The sequence below is a fragment of the Devosia naphthalenivorans genome (assembly GCF_003056355.1).
Taxonomy (GTDB): Bacteria; Pseudomonadota; Alphaproteobacteria; order Rhizobiales; family Devosiaceae; genus Devosia; species Devosia naphthalenivorans.
The window spans coordinates 1-20,893 of the sequence record NZ_PYVW01000024.1 but is presented as its reverse complement, the minus strand read 5'-3'; the positions used below and the strand labels follow the sequence as shown (position 1 = coordinate 20,893).

Genomic DNA, 20,893 nt, shown 5'->3' with positions numbered 1-20,893 from the left:
GCTAGTGCCATGACGGCAAGGATTGAAACAACACGCTTCAGTGTGCAGGGCATGGATTGCGCCAGCTGCGCGGCGAAAGTGGATACCGCTGCCCGTAGAGTGGCGGGCGTCGAGGACGTTTCGGTCTCCGTTATGGCCGGCACGATGTCGGTGCGGCATGAGGCACAGGCTGACCTTCAGGCGATCGCCGCCAAGATCAGCAACTTAGGCTATCCGACCAAGCCCATCCGGACCGCCGATTCCGCAGATGCCGCCCAACCATCGTCGGCGCCGCAGCTTCATGGCGATCATGACCACGATGAGGACGGTCCCTGGTGGAAGACCCGCAAGGCCCTGTTGACCTGGGCTTGCGGCTTTGCCCTGGTTGCTGCTTACCTGATCGGTCAAATGCTTCCCGAGATCGGGCATTGGGCGTTCCTGGCGGCTTTGCTGGTTGGGTTGGTGCCAGTTGGCCAGCGAGCCATTTCAGGTGCATTGCATGGGACTCCGTTCTCGATTGAAACCTTGATGAGCATAGCTGCCATTGGTGCAGTGTTCATCGGCGCAAGCGAAGAAGCGGCCACCGTCGTCTTGCTGTTCCTGGTCGGCGAACTGCTGGAAGGCGTGGCTGCCGGTCGCGCCCGGGCCAGCATCAAGGGATTGGCCGATCTCGTGCCGAAGACCGCTCGGTTGATCGAAGGCGACCAGGTGCGGGAAGTCCCGGCTGCGGGCCTTGCCCTCAAGGCGATGGTGATGATCCGCCCGGGTGACCGTATCCCCGCCGATGGCGACATCGTCGAAGGCAGCAGCGCCGTTGATGAGTCTCCCGTCACCGGCGAAAGCGTTCCCAAGAACAAGGGGCCAGGGGACCGCGTGTTCGCCGGCACCATCAACACCGACAACGTCCTCAAGGTACGGGTCACCGCCCAGGCAAGCGACAACACGATTGCCAGGGTGATCCGATTGGTGGAAGAGGCCCAGGAAAGCAAGGCGCCGACCGAACGCTTCATCGACCGGTTTTCCCGCTACTACACGCCTGCCGTTCTGCTGGTCGGGGCTCTCGTTGCCATTGTGCCGCCGCTGCTGCTGGGTCAGGCCTGGGGAGAATGGGTCTACAAGGGTCTGGCCATCCTACTGATCGGCTGCCCGTGCGCCCTGGTGATCTCTACGCCCGCCGCCATCGCCGCCGCACTGTCGGCAGGCGCCCGCCGTGGCTTGCTGCTGAAGGGTGGCGCCGTGCTCGAGGGGTTGCGCAAGGTGACCACCGTGGCGCTCGACAAGACCGGCACCCTGACCGAAGGCAAGCCCCAGGTCACCGATTTGATCGCCATCGGCATCTCGGAGTCCCAAATCTTGTCCATGGCAGCTGCCATCGAAACCGGATCGAGCCATCCCCTTGCGCTGGCAATACTGGCCAAGGCCAAGGCTATGAACGTCCCGGTGCCGCCCGCTATGGATGCCAAGGCCATCGGCGGCAAGGGGGTGACGGGAACCGTTGGCGGCGATCGCCTGCTGCTTGCCTCCCCGAAGGCAGCTAACGAACAGGCAGGCATTCCCGCCGAACTGCAGTCCCGGATCGATGGCTTCAACGACGAAGGCAAGACCGTTTCAGTCCTGCTCGCGAACGATAAGATCGTGGGCATCTTCGCGATCCGCGACGAGCCGCGCCTCGATGCCCGTGCCGGTCTGGATGCGCTCAAGGCCGCCGGCGTGAAGACGGTGATGTTGACCGGTGACAACGAACGCACCGCCCGGGCGATCGGGTCCTCGCTCGGCATGGACGTCCGGGCCGGTCTGCTGCCCGAGGACAAGCAGCGTATCGTGCGTGAGCTGCAGGCCGGCGGCGCGGTGGTGGCCAAGGTTGGCGATGGCATCAACGACGCCCCTGCTCTTGCTGCTGCCGATATCGGCATCGCCATGGGGGGCGGAACCGACGTGGCCCTCGAAACCGCCGACGCAGCCATTCTGCACGGGCGGGTGCTCGACATCGCCAACATGGTCGGACTGTCCAAAGCTACCATGGCGAATATCGGCCAGAACATCGCCCTGTCCCTGGGATTGAAGGCCGTGTTCCTGGTCACCACCGTTCTGGGGATCACCGGCCTCTGGCCGGCCATCCTGGCCGATACCGGCGCCACGGTGCTTGTTACCGCCAACGCTATGCGCCTCCTGGGCTGGAAGGGGCTGACGCACTCCGGATAACGGCAAAAGTGCAGCGCTTCCCACGGGCAAAGTATAATAGCTCGATATCGCTGAGACAGCCAAAACGCCGTGAGCTCACGATAGTGCGGGCCGAGCAGTACCACTTGGTAACGGCGAACTTGGACTTAGGGAGCCCACGGATTGAACGTCGATCTTGACATCTTCTGGCTTTTGTTATACGCCGTATGACAATTGAAGAGATTGAAAATGAGCAGCAAGATTGAACTGTCAGACCCTGTAGCGCTTCGCATTCCGGTGGACGTGTTGGCGGACATCGAGAAGATTGCCAGTGCCGCAGATCGCACCCGTAGCTGGGTTATGGTCCGAGCCATGAAGCTGTATCTGGCCGGAGAAGGCGCGAAAATCCTCAAGGTAGCTGAAGGCCTGGGGCAACTCGACAATGGAGAGTCCGAGGACATGGACGACGTCATTTCAGACATCGAAGAGATCGTGCGGGGCAATGCCGCCTCATGAAGGTCAGTCTCTCCAGGAACGCCGAGCAGTTTGGTCAGCGGCAATGTCCGCTAACCCTGACGCCAACAGAAGCTCACACGAAGGCTGATACATGCAGAAGTTCATCCTGGGCCTGGCTATCGCCGCCATTCCCGCTCTGGCACAGGCGCACGACTTTACCTCGGGTTCGATCTTCATCGAGCACCCGATGATCCAGGAAGCGCCGCCCAACGCCCCGGTGCTGGGGGGTTACGTCACCATCCACAACAACGGCGATGTTCCGGAACGCCTGATGGGAATCGAAAGCAAGACCGCCGAGAAGGTGGAACTGCACCAGTCGGTGGTGACGGACGGCATCGCCCGCATGGAGCCCCTCGCAGAGGGCATGGAAATCCCTGCCGGTGCCACGGTCTCCCTGGGCGACGATGGCACGCACGCCATGTTCATCAAGCCGGACCGCCGCTACCAGGCTGGTGACGAGGTCGCCGCGACCCTGTTCTTCGAGAATGCAGGACCGGTCGAGGTCGTCTTCAACGTGGAGCAACGCTCCGCGGAGGCTGCACCGAACCACGAAGGTCATAGTCAATGACCGGTAAGGCTTCGACCGGCATGCGAAAGCTTCGGATCGTCCTTTGGGCGCTGGTGGTTGTAGCAGCCGCCGGAGCGGGTTTCCTGGCGTACGGGCCCAGACCGACCGGCGTATCCGAGGTCGAGGCGATCTACGCCAAACCGTTCCAGCTGGTGAACCAGGATGGCGCTGCCGTGACCGAGGCAAACTTCCTCGGCAAGCCGTCTGTATGGTTCTATGGCTTCACCCACTGCCCGGACGTCTGCCCGACGGCTCTGGCGGAAATGTCGGCGTTGCTCGAAGAACTGGGGCCCGATGCCGACAAGCTCAACGTGGTTTTCGTTTCGGTGGACCCCGAGCGCGACACGCCTGAAATCATGAAGGAATACGTCGAGTACTTCGACGATCGCATTACCGGGCTGACCGGCGACCTGGCCCAGGTGAGCACCATGGCAAAGGACCGCTACATTTTCTTCGAGAAGGAGCCGATGGAGGGTGGTGACTACCTGATGGGGCACCAGGCTTCCATCCAGTTGGTCACTGCGGACGGGCGCTTCTTCGGTACCCTGGCGACCGAGGAAGGATTCGATACCCGAATGGCCAAGCTGCGCCGTCTCATCGGCCAGGGCTGATCGGAACCGCATCCTCTCAGCAACGGCGCGCCCAATTTACGTCACGAGGAAACCAGCACAGGCGCTGGAGGTCGCGAACCGAGGCATTGCCATCCGGCGCTGTGGAGTTTTCCTCCTTGCGGGGCAGCAACTCAAAGCCGTTCCCCGATCGCTTCCATCTGTTCGATTTCCCGTCGCTGCGCCTCGATGATTTCGCCGCAGAGCTGCACCAATTCGGAGTCCTTGAGGTCCGCCTCACGGCACATGAGGATCGCTCCCGAATGGTGCGGAATCATGGAGTCGATGAACTGACGGTCATCGATGAAAGCCTGGGTCCGGGTGCCCAGAAAGGACAAGACCGTGATCAATGCGAAAGCGGCGTAGAGGACGACGTTCATGGTGCGTTTCGGGAACATGCCCGGCATCGTGGCGAGCATGAAGATTCCCATAGGGGCCCACATGGTCAAGGCCATGTAGAACATGTTCATGTTGTTGCGGAAGTCTCCCGGTCCGTCGATCATGGAGAACATGACGAAATACATCACGACAAGGCCGAGCACCATGTTGATCCAGAACATGAGGTAAGGTCGTCCATGAGCGCCGTGCCCGCCGCCTTGACCGTGGCGATCCGCTTGACCATGGGCGTGTGCTTCATGCGTCATTCGGTTTCTCCTTCGCAGAGTTGTCGATCACCGCTTCGCTTTGGCAAAGAGATCGACCAGTTCGTTGAACTTGGTCCGCTGTGCTTCGACGTCCCCGGATGCAATCGCTTCGGCCACGCAGGAGTCAGCGTGTTGCTTGAGGATCTCGTCCTCGGCCTTAGCCAAGGCGGATTTCACCGCCTGCAGCTGGGTCAGGATATCGATGCAATAGGCGCCCTCATCCACCATGCGCGAGACGCCGTTCACCTGGCCGGCAATACGGTTCAGACGGTTGCGGATCGAGATAGAACGTTGGGTGCACATCCGATACCCTCCAGGGGTATAAGCAAAGGGAAAGCAGTTGGTTGCTTAAGGCTGCCCTCTATACTTTGCTCAAGCGCCTACCGAGTATGGCTGGAACAAGGTGAAAGGCCAATCGTGAGCGAGTTTAATCCTGTCGACCTTGAGCGGCTTGGGACGTGGCCGCCGAATGTTCTTGATTTCCTCCGGGCACACGCCGACGCCCTCAGGTCGGAGAGGACAGCCGAACACACCTACAATCTGGCCGGCTCGCTCCACCGCCTGCACAACCCGGCGCCCGTCATGAGGCGCTGGCGTGAGGCCGAGGCCCTAATAGCCGAAACCATGATGAACCGGGAGCTCAGGGCTTTTCATGCGACCAGACTAGTGGACTTCAACGCCATCCACCAAGAGGGCCTGCTGCGGCTGAATATTGGTCGAGACCTCGAACGGCTGAAGCACACACTCGCAGGGCACCTGCCGCCGGAGCGGATCGGCGATGTCGATGCCGCCTTAGCCAAGATGCTTGCCGCCGACCCGCACTTCCTGGAAAGGGAGGGCGCCATATGGGCCACCCCGATGCGCCGCTTCCTGCATGACGGCGGCTGCGAAGTCTTCTTCGAATCATTCGGCGGTGAGGCTGTCGAGCGGCTCGCCGGCTATCTGGGCGGCGAGCTCCCCATTGCGCTGAAAGGCATAGGGGAGCCCGCCGTTGTGGTGATCCGCTACCCGGCTTCGGGCTGGTGCGCCTTCACGGACGGTCGCCTGCCGCAGTCGATGATCGAGTTGTATCTTGAAGCACAGGGCGACTGGGAAGCGATGGATCACGGGTGGGACATCATGATCGAACGCGATGTCCCACCGGAGCGAATCGAAGCTGTGGTCCGAGCATCGGATCCGGCAGTGCAGCCCTGAGCTGGTAAGGCCCGGCTATGTGCCGGGCGAAGATCACATCAGCCTACTGGCACTTCCCGGGCCGCGGGCGCTCCGTGGAGGAGGACGAGCGCAGTCAGAGCGCCAAATCCGGCCACGACGGCCCCGCCGAGGAAGGCGGCATGGAAACCTTCAAGAGGTCCGGCAGTTCCGTCGGCCTGCGCAGCGAGTGCAACCATGACGGCAAGACCTACAGCCGAGCCGACCTGGTAGGTCGTGTTGATCAGTCCCGACGCCAGGCCGGTTTCCTCCGGACGAGCGCCGGCCATGCCCGACATGGTGGTCGGGATGTAGGCGAGCGCCATGCCCAACGCACCGAGCAGCGAGGCGGGCAGGACGTCGACACCGAAACTGCCGCCTTCCGGAACACGCGAGAACAGCAGCAGCGATCCGGCCATCGCCAGCAGGCCGATGACGATGTTGGCCTTGATGCCGAACCGAGCAACCAGCTTGCCGGACAAGCCCACCATGACGACCATGATCGTCAGCGTCATCGGCAGCAGCGCCAGTCCGCTGTAAAGGGCAGAAAGTCCAAGCGTTTGCTGCAGGTAGAGGTTGAGGTAGAACCACAGGGGAATCCACGCGGCACCCAGCAGGGCCATCAGCAGGTTGCCCACGGCAAGGTTCGGTGCCGCGAATATCCGCAGCGGCAGCAGCGGCTCGCGGGAGATCGCCTGCAGAACGAGGAACAGCACCAGCAGGGCAACTGCGGCGCCCAGCAGCAGCAGGGTCTGCGGCGAGGTCCACTGGCCCGGTTCCGTCGTGACGATGGCATAGACTGCGGTGACCAGCGACGCCGTTACCGTCAGCGCACCGATCCAGTCGATGCGGCCCCGCACGGGGGCGGCGTATCGGATGACCGTCGGTGCCAGGGCGAAGACGACGAGCCCGAGCGGTACGTTGATCAGGAAAGTCCATGGCCAGCTGAGCCATTCGGTGATGACTCCGCCGAGGAACACGCCGGCAGTGCCGCCAGCCGCGGCAGCCGCCCCCCAAAAGCCGAACGCCTTGCCGAGTTCGGCTCCGTTGTGGCCGAACAGGCGCATGACGATCGTCAAGGCGGACGGAGCGATCAAGGCGGCGCCCACGCCTTGCAGGGCTCGCCCGGCAAGCAGGAATTCCTGGCTGCTCGCCAGACCGGCCAGCAAGGAGGCCCCGGTCAGGATGGCGAACCCCAGCATGAACATGCGCCGGGCACCAAAGATGTCGCCTAGCTTGCCGCCCAGAAGGAGCAGGCCGCCGAAGGCGATGACGTAGGCGTTGAAGATCCAGCTCAGGCTCTCCGGCGTGAAGCCGAGGTCGGTCTGCATGGCGGGCAAGGCCACGCCGATAATGGAGGTGTCGAGGATCACGATGAATTGGGCCGCGCATAGAAGCGCAAGCGCCAACCACCGCTTGGGGTCGGGTTGAAAGGTTGCCATTTGTAGGTTCCTCTGTCGCTTCCGCAGTGCGGAAACAGGGTCATCGCGCAACCGCTGCACGACTGTTGCAGAGTCGTGGGCTTTCCAACTCTTGGAGGGTCAAGAGCCAAAATTCGTCGGGTTTTCGACTTGAATGAATCCCATTGAAACAGCCCTTGACCTTCCCATCGTTGGAAGCGTTACCTATCTCGGCAGTCAATCGGAAGGACTGTTTGAAATGTCTCTCGCAATCGATCTTCAGAGACCGACCGGCGTCGACGCCTCAGGGGCGACACTGGACTTTCAGGTCGAGGGCATGACCTGTGCGTCGTGCGTTGCCCGGGTGGAAAAAGCTATCCGCGTCCTCCCCGGCGTGGAGTCGGCCAACGTCAATCTCGCGACGGAAAAAGCAACCGTAAGCTTCAGCGGGGCACCCGATCCGCAAGCCGTTGTCGGTGCCATCGAGAAGGCGGGCTATGCCACCCGCCAGGAAACAGCCGAACTGCGGATCGAAGGCATGACTTGCGCCTCCTGCGTATCCCGGATCGAGAAGGTCCTTGCGAGCGTGCCAGGTGTCACTTCGGCGTCGGTGAACCTGGCGTCCGAGAAGGCCATCGTCACCTTTCCTGCCGGCGCCGTGGCCCGAGTTCGACTGGAAGAGGCCGTTCGTGCCAGCGGATACGAAATCGCGCGACAGGCTGAGGTTGCCGGTGGCGAAGAGCCAGAGGATCGCCGTGCAGTCGAGATTCTTCACCTGCGCAATGCGCTGTCCGTTGCCGCGGTGCTAACGGTGCCTCTCTTCATCATGGAGATGGGATCGCACTTCGTCCCGGCCATCCACGAGTGGGTCATGATGGATCTGGGGCATTCCAATAGTCTCTACATCCAGTTTGCGCTCGCGACCGCCGTTCTGTTCGGGCCTGGCCTGCGCTTCTTCCGCAAGGGCATCCCCAACCTTGTGCGGTTGGCTCCCGACATGAATTCCCTGGTAGTGCTGGGGACGAGTGCGGCGTGGGCCTATTCTGTCGTTGCCACCTTCCTGCCCGGTGTCCTGCCCGCGGGGACTGCAAACGTCTACTACGAAGCCGCGGCGGTGATCGTGACGCTGATCCTGCTTGGACGGTTCCTCGAAGCCCGGGCCAAGGGTCGCACGAGCCAGGCGATCAAGCGCCTGGTCGGTTTGCAACCGAAGACGGCCCGCGTTGTCCGGAACGGTGTTGCCGTCGAAGTGCCGCTTGAGACCGTATTGGCTGGCGACATCGTGGAGATCCGTCCCGGAGACCGCATCCCTGTCGACGGCAGCGTTGTCGAAGGCGATTCCTATGTCGACGAGTCCATGATCACCGGTGAACCGGTCCCGGTCCGCAAGTCGGCTGGAGCGGATGTTGTCGGCGGCACGATCAATCGCACCGGAGCCTTCACCTTCACCGCCACCAAGGTAGGTGCAGACACGGTGCTGTCGCAGATCATTCGCATGGTGGAAGCTGCGCAAGGTTCCAAGCTGCCGATCCAGGCCCTTGTCGACAAGGTGACGGCCTGGTTCGTTCCTGCCGTCATTGCGGCGGCACTGCTGACGTTTGCCGTGTGGGCGGTATTCGGGCCGTCCCCAGCTCTGACCTTCGCACTGGTGAATGCGGTGGCGGTGCTGATCATCGCCTGCCCCTGCGCCATGGGTTTGGCAACACCGACGTCGATCATGGTCGGCACCGGTCGTGCCGCCGAGCTCGGCATCCTTTTCCGCAAGGGCGAGGCACTGCAAACCCTCCGCTCCGCGCAGGTCGTCGCTCTGGACAAGACCGGGACGCTCACCAAGGGCAAGCCGGAACTGACGGACCTCGAGGTGAACCCTGGTTTTACGCGGGAACAGGTGCTCGGTGTCGTTGCCGCCGTCGAGGCCCGTTCCGAGCACCCGATCGCGGAGGCCATTGTGTCTGCGGCAAGGAAAGAGGGTCTGGAAGTCGACCAGGTCAGCGGCTTCTCGGCGGAACCCGGCTTCGGCGTGACCGGAACCGTAGACGGCAAGACCGTGCTTGTCGGTGCAGACAGGGCCATGACCAAGGCAGGCCTTGATACGGCAGCCTTCTCGGCAACAGCGGCTCGCCTGGGCGACGAGGGCAAGACCCCCCTCTATGCAGCCATCGACGGCCAGCTCGCAGCCATCATCGCGGTCTCGGACCCGGTGAAGGAGACCTCCGCCGAGGCCATCAAGGCGCTGCATGCGCTTGGCCTGAAGGTGGCCATGGTCACTGGCGACAATGCCCGCACGGCACAAGCCGTGGCCAGGCGCCTGGGCATTGACGAAGTCGTGGCCGAAGTCCTGCCGGACGGCAAGGTGCACGCGATCAAGCAGCTCAAGAACGGTGGCCGCACCGTGGCTTTCGTGGGTGACGGCATCAACGACGCCCCTGCCCTGGCGGAAGCCGACGTCGGTTTGGCGGTGGGGACCGGAACGGACATCGCCATCGAAAGCGCCGACGTGGTGCTGATGTCGGGAGATCTTCGCGGGGTTACCAACGCCATCGCGCTTTCGAAGGCGACGATCGGCAACATCAAGCAGAACCTGTTCTGGGCGTTCGGGTACAACGTGGTTCTGATCCCTGTTGCCGCAGGCGTTCTCTATCCCCTGAATGGCACCCTGCTGTCTCCGGTGCTGGCCGCCGGCGCCATGGCCCTGAGCAGCGTCTTCGTGCTCGGAAACGCCCTGCGCCTTCGCCGCTTCGCGGCACCCATTGATCAATCCGAGGCCCGCTCCGTGCGGGCCTCCACCTCCCTCGAACTTGTGGAATCAGCATCATGAACATAGGTGAAGCATCCAAGGCCAGCGGCGTGTCGACCAAAATGATCCGCTACTACGAATCCATCGGACTGATCTCGGCCCCGCTCCGGACGGAATCCGGATACCGCGTCTACTCCGACAACGAGGTGCACGGCCTCCGGTTCATCAGCCGGGCCCGGGATCTGGGCTTTTCCGTGGAGCAGATGGGAGACCTGCTGGCGCTGTGGCGGGACCGCTCCCGTGCCAGTGCCGACGTCAAGTCCATCGCGCTCGAGCATATCCGCGTGCTGGACGAGAAGGCCAAGGCGCTCAAGGCGATGAGCGACACCCTCCGGCACCTGGCAGATAACTGCCATGGTGACGGTCGCCCGGACTGCCCCATCATCGAGGGCTTCGCCCAGGCCGCCCCTACATCGGTCAAGAAGCGCCAACCACGCTTCGGAGTGACCGATATAGCTCCGGACCGTAGCCATGCCTGAGCGGATCGCACCCAAAGTCAGTCGGTCACTCGATAACGCCATCTACGTCGGCGATCTGGACGTGTCCGCTCACGAAAATGGACCCGCTGCCTTGACCTTCCCTCCGTTGGAAGCCCCACATTGGGGTAATCACCGAAACGAAGGAGTTCTGAGATGTACAATTTCCAAGTCAACGACATGACCTGCGGCCATTGTGTTTCCACGGTCGAGAAGGCCGTGAAAGGCGTGGATTCCGCTGCCGATGTGAAGATCGACCTTCCTACCCACACCGTCCAAATCCGCAGCCAGATGCCGGCTAAGGCGTTTGCGGATGCAATCACCGAAGCTGGCTACACCGGTCAACTCCAGGCATGATGTCATAGCAGGCTCGTCCTGCCGTACAGGTTCATGACCTTGCCGGGGCGCTCCGGCAAGGTCATGACATGAAACCCGGCCACAAGAGCGCGCCCTGTCGCACAACGTAACCGGGGGTGAGCCATCGCAAACTCATCCGCTCGGCAGCGGGAATCCTCCGATGCAGCGACCGCGACGCGCCACATCAGGCTCCACCGACGCTTTTAGACTGGAACTCCGCAGTTCGGATCTCTGCCTGCCTAGCAAGCCGGCGGGCTACCAGGAGCACGACCGTCGGCCATAGCATCGTGTTGCCGATGTCCCTGAGCGCACCGGTGATGTCGATATCGGGCGGGCTGTGATGGAAAGCGTCGAGGAATTCGTTCGCGAGTTCGAAGGCAAGAACAACCAGCCACGGCACGATGCTGGCCGGTCTTCGCCGCAACACCAGCATGGCGGCAACATAGATGCCCAGGCCGATGTGGATGTGCAATGCGTCCCTGCTGAGGAACAGCAGTTCGCTGAGTTCGGTCTTGATCCTATTAAGCATGCATTCCTCCCCTGGCGGTCCTAGCACGCGTCTGTTGCCGAAGGGCTAAATGCCTTGGATGAAATAGCGAAGTACATGTGACGTGACGCTCCACTAGATTACGTCAGATTGTGTTCATTCTCGCAGGGACTTGCGCCACCAAACGAACCCATCCCACGTTGATTTTACCAGTGAACCGTTGCGCCGACTGCCTCACATAGAAGGACGAGTGACGATGTTTTCGTGAGCCTGTCTTGACATCAGGATCTCTGCCCGCACCTTCTCAAAAATGTCTTGCGGCAGAATTCCCCAATGCCACTGCGATGGTCGGTCTACCCGCGCAGGATAGGCCGGCACCAAATCCGTGCCAGGCCAGACGAAACGGTTCATCTCGCTGGTTACGATCCACGAAGCGTCGTCATCAAGCCGCATGATCGATTTTACCCGGCTTGGCAATTCAACAGCTGAGCCCTCCTGTGGTGAATGCGATATGGGAGCTACATCGACAGCAAACTTTCCCGATAGCCCCTTCACCGGACCGTATCGGACCACTACTACGCAAGGACGGCTCTTGAAGCCCTCGTCATGACCTTTCAGCTTCTCGGCCTTCCAAAGATACGGATAGCGGAAAACCAATCCAGGAACGGGCGTGGCGGGAAATCTTGAAACCGACAGGCCCTTCACCGGCCAGCGCCCCGACGTTCGTCGGTCACGTCATCGTCCTCGGAACTCCATCGGTACTGCTCCGGTATCTCCGAGCTTTCGATTCCGTTCGCCACGAGGTCATCCAACTCGGAAGTGTCGACAACCTCGCGATAGTTGCGGAGCAATGCCCTGTAGGTCTCCACAGAAATCAGGACCACGCTCTCGCGCCCATACTTGCTGACGAGCACTGGCTCGATGAGCGCCTTGTCATGCCATTCGCCAAAATTCTTAGCGACCTCAGATGCGGGAACAGCTTGCATCAACTTGCCTCCGTTTCCCGTATTTTACGGAACATGGGTGGAATGTCAAGTCATGCCGGAACAACGACCAACAGTGGCGGATCGGGATGTCGACGTGAATTCTGGCTACAGCCGGTGGGGCCCTATCCGAACTCGCCGGCCACGTCACGGCAAGGCTCCAGAAGCACCGCGACGCCGATGTGGTTGGGAGTGCGCCGACAGCGCACTCCCGTGTGGAACTTACTCGTTGGCGCCTTCGCCTTCGAGCCAGGAGACCATTTCGGCGATCTCCTGTTCCTGGGCGTCGATAACCTTCTGCGCCATTTCCTTGGCCCATTCGTTATCGCCGTGTTCCAGCTCTGCCTTGGCCATGTTGATGGCACCCTGGTGGTGGGGTATCATCCCGCAGACGAATGCCACGTCGATGTCCTCGACCATCATGGCGTCCATCATCTGCTTGTTGGTCTGGTCCATGCCGGCCATCAGGTCGGTGTGGGCCTGGTCCATCTCGTGGGACATGTCCATCGACTTGTCTCCCGACATGCCTTCGGCACTCTTGCAGATATCCGGCAGGTCGGCAGCCATGGCACTGTCGCCGCCCATGGCGGACATGTCGTGACCCTGCATCGCATCCTGGGCGGAAACGAGCGAAGAGGTCCCGGCGAGAACGACGGAGGCGAGCAGTGCAGTCTTCAAGATGTTCATTTTTCGAATTTCCGTTGGGTTGAGGAATCGGTTCAAGCGTCCGTGCGGAAATCCTTCGGCGGTCGATCTATGCGTACGATCACCCGATGTGGAGCGGGCTCAATCACGTTGGGGAAGCGGTCGACGGTCCGCACGACAGGAAGCGTGGCGCTTGGCGGCGCCGGCATGGCGCTTAGGCACAAACCCATACCGCAGCAGGCCGGCATCGAGTGCGGATCACTGTCACAATGACCCTCGCATTTGACATCCGGATGATCGTTGACGTCGCTCATCGCGTGTTCGACGCCACTGGATCGTGCCATGGCCCCGTGGTGCAAGGACATGCTGGACACGACAGCGACGAGGATCGCCAGGATCAATCGGATCCTCATTCTCTTCGCAGGTGGTGACACGGACCGTTCCATTGAACCGAAAGCCGTTCCCGCACGCGTCGGTTGCAGGCATTGCCTGCGTTGGAGAGCTCGCCGGATCATGCGATACGAGCTGAACGGAGGCGCAGGGAGTTGCCGATCACGCTGACGGACGACAGGGCCATGGCCGCGGCGGCGATGGCCGGCGAAAGCGTCAGGCCGATAAACGGGTACAGAACGCCCGCGGCCACAGGCACGCCAGCAGCATTGTAGACGAAGGCAAGGAAGAGATTTTGCCGGATATTGCCCATGGTGGCCTTGGACAGTTTCCTTGCCCGTGCGATGCCGAGCAGGTCGCCGTTCAGCAGCGTCACTCCGGCGCTTTCCATAGCCACGTCCGTGCCCGTTCCCATGGCGATCCCCACATCGGCCGCGGCGAGGGCCGGTGCGTCGTTGACGCCGTCACCCGCCATCGCGACCACCCTGCCCTCGGACCGCAACCGTTCGACAACCTCGCTCTTGCGTTCAGGCAGGACATCGGCCTCGACATCAGCGATACCGAGCTTGCGGGCGACCGCCGCGGCGGTCACGGAATTGTCGCCGGTCATCATGACGATACGCATGCCCTGCGCCCGCAGTTCGGCCAGCGCCTGGGCTGTGGTAGCCCGGATCGGATCGGCGATGCCCAGAGCGCCGGCCATCGTTCCGTCCACGGCCACAAGAACCACGGTTGCCCCTTCGCCACGCACCTGATCGGCCCGTTCTTTCCACTCCGTTGACGGTACACCCTCGCTCTCGAGGTATTTGGCACTGCCGATCAGGACGCGCCGCCCGTCGACGATGCCGGTCAGGCCCTTGCCCACAGGGGAATCCACGTCATTGGGTTCCGAGAGCATCAACTTCCGTTCGTTGGCCGCAGTCACGATGGCGACACCGAGCGGGTGCTCGCTTGCTCGCTCCAGGCTTGCCGCCAGCGCCAACAGATCGCCTTCGCTCCATCCTCCGGCGGTCAGAACATGTGTGACTTTCGGTTTGCCTTCAGTCAGGGTGCCGGTCTTGTCGACAACCAAGGTATCGACCTTCTCCAGCCGCTCCAGGGCCTCGGCGTTCTTGACGAGCAGACCGAGCTGGGCACCCTTGCCCACCCCGACCATGATCGACATGGGAGTGGCAAGACCGAGCGCACATGGACAGGCGATGATCAACACCGATACCGCTGCCACGAGGGCGTGGGCAAACACCGGTTCCGGCCCCCACACCATCCAGGCAACGAACGCCAGGACGGCAATGATGATCACCAACGGCACGAACCACCCGGACACCTGGTCGGCGAGGCGCTGGATCGGCGCTCTCGATCGCTGGGCGGCTGCCACCATCTGCACGATGCGGGACAACATGGTGTCGCGTCCGACGCCGGTCGCCTCCATGACGAGGCCGCCGGACTGGTTGATGGTTCCAGCCACAAGCCGGGAACCATCGCTCTTGGTGACCGGCATCGACTCGCCGGTGACCATTGACTCGTCCACGGCGCTTCGGCCCTCCAGCACGATGCCGTCTACGGGCACCTGCTCGCCAGGACGAACCCGGAGGCGGTCCCCGACGACGATGATGTCTACTTCCACCTCCTCGTCGGTGCCATCCTCCCTTACCCGGCGTGCCTTCTTGGGCGCCAAGTCCAGCAGGGACCGGATTGCCCCAGACGTTTTTTCCCGGGCCCGCAACTCGAGTACCTGCCCCAGAAGGGCCAGGGCGGTGATGACGGCAGCGGCTTCGAAATACACCGGGACGGCACCATCCATCTCCCGCATCGAGTCCGGGAACATCCCGGGCAGCAACGTTGCGACGATGGAGTACAGCCACGCCACCCCGATGCCCATAGCGATCAGGGTGAACATGTTCAGGTTGCGGTTCTGCAGGGACGCCCAGCCGCGTTCGAAGAACGGCCAGCCGGCCCACAGCACCACCGGTGTCGCCAGAACGAGTTGTATCCAGTTCAGGGTCTGTGGCGCGACCCAGTGGTGGATGTCGAACAGGTGAGCCGACATCTCTAGCACGAAGACCGGGACCGCCAAGGCCGTGCCGATCCAGAACCGCCTTGTCATGTCACGGAGCTCCGGACTTGGACCGGTCTCGGCAGTGGGCAGTTCCGGTTCGAGCGCCATGCCGCAGATCGGGCACGAACCCGGCTCGTTGCGGCGGATCTCCTGGTGCATGGGGCAGGTCCAGATCGTTCCCGCCGTTGCTGATGTCTTGGTCTCGGCCTGCGACTTGGCAGCGTGAGGCTCGGTGTACTTGGCCGGATCATCCATGAACTTCGACCGGCATCCTTCGGAGCAGAAGTAGTAGGTCGATCCTTCATAAGTCGCCGTGTTCTTGGCCGTGGCAGGATCCACACTCATGCCGCAAACCGGATCACGGACTTCCTTCACATCGTCGACCGAAGTGTCGCCCGACCCGTCCCGGTGATCGTGATGCGCATGATCCTCGTGGTGGTGCTTGGTTGCCATGATGATCTCCTGTTTGCGTGATCCTGCACCTTTCCACCGTGGCAAGGTCAAGAGGCAAAGCGCGTTGCACTGCCCCAAGCGGCGGGCTTGGACATGACAGCGTCATGTCCAAGGACCTCGCTGCAGCGCACCCATCGGCGGCAGCCTATTGTCGTGCTCGGCAGGGACAGGCTGATGCCCACGGGGTGCCAGGGCAGAGTTCGTCCAAAAGGACGTAGCCAAGGCCCGTCAGCTTGGACACGATGGCGCCCACGTTCAGGTCAGGTCCGGGGCGGACCGTCATCGTCCCGCCGGTCAGCGAGACACCAACGTAAGCGACGCCCGGCAGGGGCATCACGGCGTTTTCGATAGCGGCCACACAATTGGAGCAGCCCAAGTTGGCAATGGCGAATGTCAGCTTCGCCCGCTTGGTCACGTCTCGAAGCTCACCTTTCCAGCCATGTCGAACTCGTAGACATCGTCGCGGAAGCTGACCACGCCGTTCCGGTTCGCCCAAGCCGAGATATAGGTGGTATGAATCTCGACGGGATCGCGCACGTCGACGTCCTTACGCTCGCCGGTGGAAAACACGTTGCCGATCTCACTCGGCCCCCAGTCACCGTTGTCGCGCAGCACCCAGCCTACGAAATCCTGTACCTGGTCCACCCGCACGCAACCGGAGGAATAGAACCGCGCATTGTCGCCGAACAGGCCCTTGGTGGGGGTATCGTGCAGGTAGACGGCATGGGGGTTGTGGAAGTTGATCTTGACGTTACCCATGGAATTGAGCGGTCCGGGGTCCTGCCGGAAATTGTAGTTCACGGCCTCTTCCGTCTGCCAGTTGACCTCGCTCGGCTGCAGCTCGCGACCGCTGCCATCGTAGATGCGGATCTTCTGCTCGGTCAGGTAGTTGGGGTTCTCGTTCATGTACTTGATGAGATCGCGCCTGATGATGCTCTTGGGTACGTTCCAGAACGGGTTGAAGTTGATCTGGTGGATGCGGCTCTTGAGGATCGGCGTCTGCCGGTCGATCCGACCGACCACGGCAGTATGCCGTCGAACCACCATGCCGCCTTCGACCGTCTCGATGAAGGCCGCCGGGATGTTCACGATCACGTAGCGGTCCGCCAGTGCCGGCGCCATGGCCTGGACGCGCAGCAGATTGAGCCGCAATTGGTGGAGGCGTGTTTCCGCCGGAACGTTGAGGGCGTACCAAGTCGCTTCGTCGACCTGGCCATTTACAACCAGACCGTGGCGAGCCTGGAACCTTCGCAACGCTGCATCAGTGGGTGCGTCCATTGCATCGTCGACGTTTTCTACCATCGGCATGTCCGCGGAGGCTAGAAGGCGCCGCTTGAGCTGGACCACGCCATCGCGTGCGGCGCCCATCGTCACGCCGTAGGTTTCCTGCGGCACCTGCTCCCACCCGCCACGGGCAACGAAGGGCTCGTACTGGGCAATGGCCATCTGCAGGTTGTTGACGGTGTCATACGACAATATCGGCTCGACCGTGTCGATGGCCTGGATGGCAGCAGCACTGTTGGCTTCCTGCTCGGCATCGCTGAGGGAGCGGCTCTGGTTCATCATGTTCCACAGCGACTGCGCCTGGGCAGGCTGCATCATCAGATGGGTGGCGGCGGCGCCGGCAGGCAGCAGCCGAAGGAAATCTCGTCTCTTCATCGTTCAATCCAATGCGTAAAGGTCCATAGACGGCGGCAATCGGACAGCCATCGTGCCCATCGCTGCGTGGCGCCAATGTTGCGGATCAGGGTCTGCGTGGAGGACGGAAATGCTTGGAACGATGATCGGGACAGGGGATGGCGCCACCCGCATCGAAGGCGAAATGGATCCGGCCCAAGTAGAATACCCCATCGAATTCTTGAGACGGGATGCCTGCCGACAGCGCGCAGCAGCCGGTCGAATGGAAAGGGTGTTGCACATGGTTCTGGCCATGTCCGTCCAGTTGGGCCACGAGGACATCCGCATTCCCGGGGGCATGATCAGATGCGCCCGACTGGTGCACGCAAAACACCAGGGCGATCATGGCAAACAGGATGGGCAGCAGCCCGCGGCGAAATCCGATGCTCACTTCCACTCCTCGGGGGCTCCAAGGCCATTCCAGCGGAACATCCTTAGTCTACGGTTAAATTCGACGAGAGTACGTCCCCTTCGAGGCCGGATCACCCAGACTTGATGTTATCGGGTTCCGGGGCACCCGGAGCGGATGCCCGCAGGGGCGAAGGTCAGATCATGGTGGGCTGAAGGAACACCTCTTCACATATTCTCCCTCCTGCGACGAAATGGTCCTTGCTCCTCTAGTGGCCATAGATCGTAGCGTGGACCGACGAGGAGGAGGCCGCATGGCATCACATAACCCGAACTCAAGTTGGTTGATCCTGGCTTGGGTGGTGGCCCTAGCGGCAACACTGGGTGCGCTGTTCATTGGTGAGATCATGGGCCAGATGCCTTGCGTCCTCTGCTGGTACCAGCGGATTGCGATGTTCCCGCTTGCACTGGTTCTCGGCATCGCGGCGATGCGCGGCGACAAAGGAATCTGGATTTATGCCCTGCCTGTCGCTGGTGTCGGACTGGCGATCGCCACGTACCATTCGCTGCTGTATTCCGGCATCCTGCCCGCGCCCATACAACCCTGCCAGGCCAACGGGCCGTCCTGCTCCGGCGACGGGATGCTGGTCCTGGGCATCCCTATCCCCTTCCTGTCGATGGCGTCGTTTGCCGCCATCGCACTCCTTCTCCTCCCGCTTGCACGGAAACCAGCATGAAGTCCCGCACCCTCGTCATCGGCGTCGCAGCCTTGGCCCTAGTCGTTTTCGCCGTTGCCGCATGGCTTTACCCGCGCCCGGCGCCGCAGCCCCCCTCGCCTGTGGTCGGCACCATCGAGGAGGCAGGCTATGTTCGCCCCCATTCCTTTGTCATCGGTCCCGCGGACGCGCCCGTTACCATCTCGGAGTTCTTCGACCCGAGCTGCGAGGCCTGCCGGGCCTACTATCCAATCGTAAAGCAGATCATGGATCGCCATCCCGACCAGGTGAAGCTGGTCCTACGGTACGCACCCTTCCATGATGGCTCCGACGAAGCCGTCAAGATGCTGGAAGCCGCCCGGCTGCAGGATCTGTTCATTCCCGTGCTGGAGGCTTTGCTGGCCAGGCAGCCGGAATGGGCCGTCCATGGCGCACCGAACATTGACCTCGCCTGGCAGATCGCCGGGGGCGCAGGGCTGGACGTGACACGGGCCCGGGAGGACGCAAAGCGTCCCGGCATGCTCGGCGTGATCAACGCCGACCTGGCGGATATCGAAGCCCTTGGAGTCACGCAGACGCCGACCTTCTTCGTGAACGGAAAGGCGCCGGCGAGCACCGACCCGCAGGCGCTGGCCGACCTCGTCAGCAGCGAGGTGGCGAAAGGCCAATGACCGCACCCGTCGATGTCCTGGTGATCGGCGGCGGCCAGGCGGGGCTTGCCGCTTCATGGCGGCTGGTTGAGGCCGGGGCGTCGCATGTCGTCATCGACGCCTCGCAAGACGTGGGCGACAGTTGGCGCCGCCGGTATCATAGCCTGACCCTGTTCACGCCCCGCAGCTTGAGCGCCCTGCCCGGTTTGCCTGTTAGCGGCGACCCCGACGGATATGCCAGCCGCATCGAGTTCGCCGACTACCTCGCGGCTTATGCCGGCAAGCATCGACTGCCAGTGATGAGCGGCACCAGTGTGACCCGGCTCGTTGCCGATCCTTCCGGATTCGCTGCCGAACTCGATGGTGGAACGCAGGTCCATGCGCGAGCCGTTATCGTGTGCACGGGTCCTTTCCAACAATCAGTCGTGCCGCAATTCTCCCGGGCATTTGCGGACGATATAGTACAGCTCACGGTTGGAGACGATCGTAATCCAATGACCGCCGGACCGGGCACGGTGCTTGTGGTGGGCGATGGCGCGTCCGGACGAGACATCGCGGTTGATCTGGCACGGACGCACAAGGTCGTTCTTGCAACCGGCAAGCGTCGCCGCCTCTTTCCGGAACGGATACTAGGCCAGAGTACATGGACCTGGATGGACCGCCTCGGGCTGCTGTCGGCATCTGCAGGATCGCCGGTCGGCAGGATCATGCAGGCAACCGACCCGTTTCCGAACCGGGGGCGGAGCTTCAGGGCGCTCCGTGCAGTCGGCGTCGACATCCGACCTCGCCTCCATGGAGCCGATGGACGAATTGCAATCTTCGCCGATGGCAGCCGTGCCTACGTCGGCGCCATCATCTGGGCGACCGGCTACCGAAACCGTGACCATTGGATCGAAATTGACCTTGGTTCGCCCGGCTTGTTCTTCCTGGGGCGACCATGGCAGCGAAACCGTGCTTCCGGTCTTATCCTTGGAGCCAGCAGGGATTCCGTGCCCGTTGCGAAAGCCGTCCTCGATCATCTCCGGCAGTCACTGCCGCAGCCGCCCCGACGCGCCAATGAATGGAGAAACGCTTAAGAGGCATCGAGCTCTCCAGGTCAAGTTGCCATGCTTGCTTCGCGATGGTGGCACCTGGTCATCCACAACCGGCCTGGAGGACAGCTACCGATGGGGGCGTCGAAAGCCGCCGATCTCAGTTTGATCTCCGATATCTCTCGCAGCCATCGTCGGGCACCGCAAGAAAGGGCTTGCTCCTCTAGCGGTTGCAGGAACTAGATTCTTCCGGAACAGTCGAAGGAGCCGTTCAATGGGCCACTCTCACGGTACGAAGGATCTCAGCTCCGGGCGCGGGAAGCGCCTGCTGATAGCGCTCGCACTGAACCTGAGCATCGCAGTCGCGGAGGTGGTTGGCGGGGTGGTGTCCGGCTCCTTGGCCCTGATTGCGGATGCCGCCCACAACCTCTCGGATGCCGGTTCGGTCCTGGTCTCCTACATCGCATGGCGCATTTCGCGGCGAGTGGCGACGCAGAGACGGACATTTGGCTATGCCCGGGCAGAGACGGTCGGCGCTCTGATTAATCTCACCACCCTGATCATGATCGGGCTTTATCTGTTGTGGGAGGCGGGATCGCGTTTCCTCGAGCCCACCGAGGTCGTGCCGACCACCGTGCTGATCGTCGGTGCCATCGCGCTCGTGGAAGACCTGGCAGCCGCATGGGTTCTGCGCAAGGATCTTGGCAGCCTCAACGTCCGAAGCACCTTTCTTCACATGATTGCCGACGCGCTCGGCACCG

The 20,893-nt window shown here is 62.1% G+C and carries 23 protein-coding genes; 12 read left to right on the top strand and 11 right to left on the bottom strand.

Features of this window, described 5'->3' with window-relative positions; genetic code table 11:
* The first annotated feature begins 9 nt into the window (after positions 1 to 9).
* The 4 genes from C8264_RS20450 (at position 10) to C8264_RS20435 (ending at position 3,834) form a co-directional block, all read left to right on the top strand.
* A complete protein-coding gene (locus C8264_RS20450) occupies positions 10 to 2,181 on the top strand; it encodes a heavy metal translocating P-type ATPase (protein WP_108462831.1) in 2,172 nt (723 codons plus the stop codon).
* Between the two features lie 207 nt (positions 2,182 to 2,388).
* Positions 2,389 to 2,655 carry a CopG family ribbon-helix-helix protein gene (locus C8264_RS20445; protein ID WP_108462830.1) on the top strand — a complete coding sequence of 89 codons (267 nt, stop codon included), beginning with the start codon at positions 2,389 to 2,391 and terminating at the stop codon, positions 2,653 to 2,655.
* A 91-nt stretch (positions 2,656 to 2,746) separates the two neighbouring features.
* A complete protein-coding gene (locus tag C8264_RS20440; protein WP_108462829.1) occupies positions 2,747 to 3,223 on the top strand; it encodes a copper chaperone PCu(A)C in 477 nt (158 codons plus the stop codon).
* Complete coding sequence (locus tag C8264_RS20435) at positions 3,220 to 3,834, top strand: SCO family protein (RefSeq protein ID WP_108462828.1); 615 nt, start codon at positions 3,220 to 3,222, stop codon at positions 3,832 to 3,834. Before C8264_RS20440 ends, C8264_RS20435 begins: the two co-directional genes overlap by 4 nt.
* Before the next feature lie 131 nt (positions 3,835 to 3,965).
* Here the strand turns inward: C8264_RS20435 and C8264_RS20430 are convergent, their stop codons facing one another.
* Complete coding sequence (locus C8264_RS20430) at positions 3,966 to 4,475, bottom strand: DUF305 domain-containing protein (RefSeq protein ID WP_108462827.1); 510 nt, start codon at positions 4,473 to 4,475, stop codon at positions 3,966 to 3,968.
* A 27-nt stretch (positions 4,476 to 4,502) separates the two neighbouring features.
* Positions 4,503 to 4,778, bottom strand: coding sequence for a metal-sensitive transcriptional regulator (locus C8264_RS20425; protein WP_108462826.1), 276 nt, complete (start codon positions 4,776 to 4,778; stop codon positions 4,503 to 4,505).
* A 114-nt stretch (positions 4,779 to 4,892) separates the two neighbouring features.
* On the opposite strand from C8264_RS20425, the gene C8264_RS20420 reads away from it, so the two are divergent.
* Complete coding sequence (locus C8264_RS20420) at positions 4,893 to 5,669, top strand: hypothetical protein (protein ID WP_108462825.1); 777 nt, start codon at positions 4,893 to 4,895, stop codon at positions 5,667 to 5,669.
* A 38-nt stretch (positions 5,670 to 5,707) separates the two neighbouring features.
* On the opposite strand, the gene C8264_RS20415 is transcribed toward C8264_RS20420, so the two are convergent.
* A complete protein-coding gene (locus C8264_RS20415) occupies positions 5,708 to 7,108 on the bottom strand; it encodes an MFS transporter (protein WP_108462824.1) in 1,401 nt (466 codons plus the stop codon).
* A gap of 217 nt (positions 7,109 to 7,325) precedes the next feature.
* Between C8264_RS20415 and C8264_RS20410 the strand changes: the two genes are divergently transcribed.
* The 3 genes from C8264_RS20410 to C8264_RS20400 all read left to right on the top strand — a co-directional run bounded on the left by C8264_RS20410 (position 7,326) and on the right by C8264_RS20400 (position 10,696).
* Positions 7,326 to 9,884, top strand: a complete 2,559-nt coding sequence (locus C8264_RS20410) for a heavy metal translocating P-type ATPase (protein WP_108462852.1) — start codon at positions 7,326 to 7,328, stop codon at positions 9,882 to 9,884.
* Positions 9,881 to 10,342: a Cu(I)-responsive transcriptional regulator gene (gene cueR / locus C8264_RS20405; RefSeq protein WP_108462823.1), complete on the top strand. Its 462-nt coding sequence runs from the start codon at positions 9,881 to 9,883 to the stop codon at positions 10,340 to 10,342. The genes C8264_RS20410 and cueR overlap by 4 nt, the downstream gene beginning before the upstream one ends.
* A gap of 153 nt (positions 10,343 to 10,495) precedes the next feature.
* On the top strand, positions 10,496 to 10,696 hold the full coding sequence (locus tag C8264_RS20400) for a heavy-metal-associated domain-containing protein (protein WP_108462822.1): 201 nt from the start codon (positions 10,496 to 10,498) through the stop codon (positions 10,694 to 10,696).
* Between the two features lie 184 nt (positions 10,697 to 10,880).
* On the opposite strand, the gene C8264_RS20390 is transcribed toward C8264_RS20400, so the two are convergent.
* The 8 genes from C8264_RS20390 to C8264_RS22330 form a co-directional block, all read right to left on the bottom strand.
* The gene (locus tag C8264_RS20390; protein ID WP_108462820.1) at positions 10,881 to 11,225 is read right to left on the bottom strand and encodes a hypothetical protein; all 345 of its coding nucleotides are present in this window, start codon (positions 11,223 to 11,225) and stop codon (positions 10,881 to 10,883) included.
* 192 nt (positions 11,226 to 11,417) lie between these two features.
* Positions 11,418 to 11,888, bottom strand: a complete 471-nt coding sequence (locus tag C8264_RS20385; RefSeq protein ID WP_205245741.1) for a hypothetical protein — start codon at positions 11,886 to 11,888, stop codon at positions 11,418 to 11,420.
* Positions 11,885 to 12,169 (bottom strand): type II toxin-antitoxin system Phd/YefM family antitoxin, encoded by a 285-nt coding sequence (locus C8264_RS20380; protein WP_108462819.1) that lies wholly within the window; start codon positions 12,167 to 12,169, stop codon positions 11,885 to 11,887. The genes C8264_RS20385 and C8264_RS20380 overlap by 4 nt, the downstream gene beginning before the upstream one ends.
* A gap of 219 nt (positions 12,170 to 12,388) precedes the next feature.
* On the bottom strand, positions 12,389 to 12,853 hold the full coding sequence (locus C8264_RS20375) for a DUF305 domain-containing protein (protein ID WP_245893416.1): 465 nt from the start codon (positions 12,851 to 12,853) through the stop codon (positions 12,389 to 12,391).
* Positions 12,854 to 13,322: 469 nt separating this feature from the next.
* Complete coding sequence (locus C8264_RS20365; RefSeq protein ID WP_108462817.1) at positions 13,323 to 15,710, bottom strand: heavy metal translocating P-type ATPase; 2,388 nt, start codon at positions 15,708 to 15,710, stop codon at positions 13,323 to 13,325.
* A 145-nt stretch (positions 15,711 to 15,855) separates the two neighbouring features.
* Complete coding sequence (locus tag C8264_RS20360; protein ID WP_162783812.1) at positions 15,856 to 16,125, bottom strand: heavy-metal-associated domain-containing protein; 270 nt, start codon at positions 16,123 to 16,125, stop codon at positions 15,856 to 15,858.
* The gene (locus C8264_RS20355; RefSeq protein WP_108462816.1) at positions 16,122 to 17,369 is read right to left on the bottom strand and encodes a L,D-transpeptidase family protein; all 1,248 of its coding nucleotides are present in this window, start codon (positions 17,367 to 17,369) and stop codon (positions 16,122 to 16,124) included. The genes C8264_RS20360 and C8264_RS20355 overlap by 4 nt, the downstream gene beginning before the upstream one ends.
* Before the next feature lie 85 nt (positions 17,370 to 17,454).
* Positions 17,455 to 17,778, bottom strand: a complete 324-nt coding sequence (locus C8264_RS22330; RefSeq protein ID WP_162783811.1) for a hypothetical protein — start codon at positions 17,776 to 17,778, stop codon at positions 17,455 to 17,457.
* A 271-nt stretch (positions 17,779 to 18,049) separates the two neighbouring features.
* Here C8264_RS22330 and C8264_RS20345 point away from each other — a divergent pair, with 271 nt between their 5' ends.
* From C8264_RS20345 to C8264_RS20330, 4 genes are all read left to right on the top strand, one after another.
* Complete coding sequence (locus C8264_RS20345; RefSeq protein ID WP_108462814.1) at positions 18,050 to 18,472, top strand: disulfide bond formation protein B; 423 nt, start codon at positions 18,050 to 18,052, stop codon at positions 18,470 to 18,472.
* Positions 18,469 to 19,122 (top strand): DsbA family protein, encoded by a 654-nt coding sequence (locus C8264_RS20340; RefSeq protein ID WP_108462813.1) that lies wholly within the window; start codon positions 18,469 to 18,471, stop codon positions 19,120 to 19,122. Before C8264_RS20345 ends, C8264_RS20340 begins: the two co-directional genes overlap by 4 nt.
* Positions 19,119 to 20,177, top strand: coding sequence for a flavin-containing monooxygenase (locus C8264_RS20335; protein ID WP_108462812.1), 1,059 nt, complete (start codon positions 19,119 to 19,121; stop codon positions 20,175 to 20,177). The genes C8264_RS20340 and C8264_RS20335 overlap by 4 nt, the downstream gene beginning before the upstream one ends.
* A 229-nt stretch (positions 20,178 to 20,406) precedes the next feature.
* Positions 20,407 to 20,893 (top strand): cation diffusion facilitator family transporter (locus C8264_RS20330; RefSeq protein ID WP_162783810.1); only part of this gene is annotated, 487 nt, incomplete at its 3' end.

Coding starts and splice junctions, on each gene's coding strand:
- C8264_RS20355 (WP_108462816.1), bottom strand. CDS start 17,369: ATGAAGAGACGAGATTTCCTTCGGCTGCTGCCTGCCGGCGCCGCCGCC.
- C8264_RS20345 (WP_108462814.1), top strand. CDS start 18,050: ATGGCATCACATAACCCGAACTCAAGTTGGTTGATCCTGGCTTGGGTG.
- C8264_RS20445 (WP_108462830.1), top strand. CDS start 2,389: ATGAGCAGCAAGATTGAACTGTCAGACCCTGTAGCGCTTCGCATTCCG.
- C8264_RS20365 (WP_108462817.1), bottom strand. CDS start 15,710: ATGGCAACCAAGCACCACCACGAGGATCATGCGCATCACGATCACCGG.
- C8264_RS20400 (WP_108462822.1), top strand. CDS start 10,496: ATGTACAATTTCCAAGTCAACGACATGACCTGCGGCCATTGTGTTTCC.
- C8264_RS20435 (WP_108462828.1), top strand. CDS start 3,220: ATGACCGGTAAGGCTTCGACCGGCATGCGAAAGCTTCGGATCGTCCTT.
- C8264_RS20450 (WP_108462831.1), top strand. CDS start 10: ATGACGGCAAGGATTGAAACAACACGCTTCAGTGTGCAGGGCATGGAT.
- C8264_RS20380 (WP_108462819.1), bottom strand. CDS start 12,169: ATGCAAGCTGTTCCCGCATCTGAGGTCGCTAAGAATTTTGGCGAATGG.
- C8264_RS20390 (WP_108462820.1), bottom strand. CDS start 11,225: ATGCTTAATAGGATCAAGACCGAACTCAGCGAACTGCTGTTCCTCAGC.
- C8264_RS20430 (WP_108462827.1), bottom strand. CDS start 4,475: ATGACGCATGAAGCACACGCCCATGGTCAAGCGGATCGCCACGGTCAA.
- C8264_RS20335 (WP_108462812.1), top strand. CDS start 19,119: ATGACCGCACCCGTCGATGTCCTGGTGATCGGCGGCGGCCAGGCGGGG.
- C8264_RS20340 (WP_108462813.1), top strand. CDS start 18,469: ATGAAGTCCCGCACCCTCGTCATCGGCGTCGCAGCCTTGGCCCTAGTC.
- C8264_RS20425 (WP_108462826.1), bottom strand. CDS start 4,778: ATGTGCACCCAACGTTCTATCTCGATCCGCAACCGTCTGAACCGTATT.
- C8264_RS20415 (WP_108462824.1), bottom strand. CDS start 7,108: ATGGCAACCTTTCAACCCGACCCCAAGCGGTGGTTGGCGCTTGCGCTT.
- C8264_RS20440 (WP_108462829.1), top strand. CDS start 2,747: ATGCAGAAGTTCATCCTGGGCCTGGCTATCGCCGCCATTCCCGCTCTG.
- cueR (WP_108462823.1), top strand. CDS start 9,881: ATGAACATAGGTGAAGCATCCAAGGCCAGCGGCGTGTCGACCAAAATG.
- C8264_RS20375 (WP_245893416.1), bottom strand. CDS start 12,853: ATGAACATCTTGAAGACTGCACTGCTCGCCTCCGTCGTTCTCGCCGGG.
- C8264_RS20410 (WP_108462852.1), top strand. CDS start 7,326: ATGTCTCTCGCAATCGATCTTCAGAGACCGACCGGCGTCGACGCCTCA.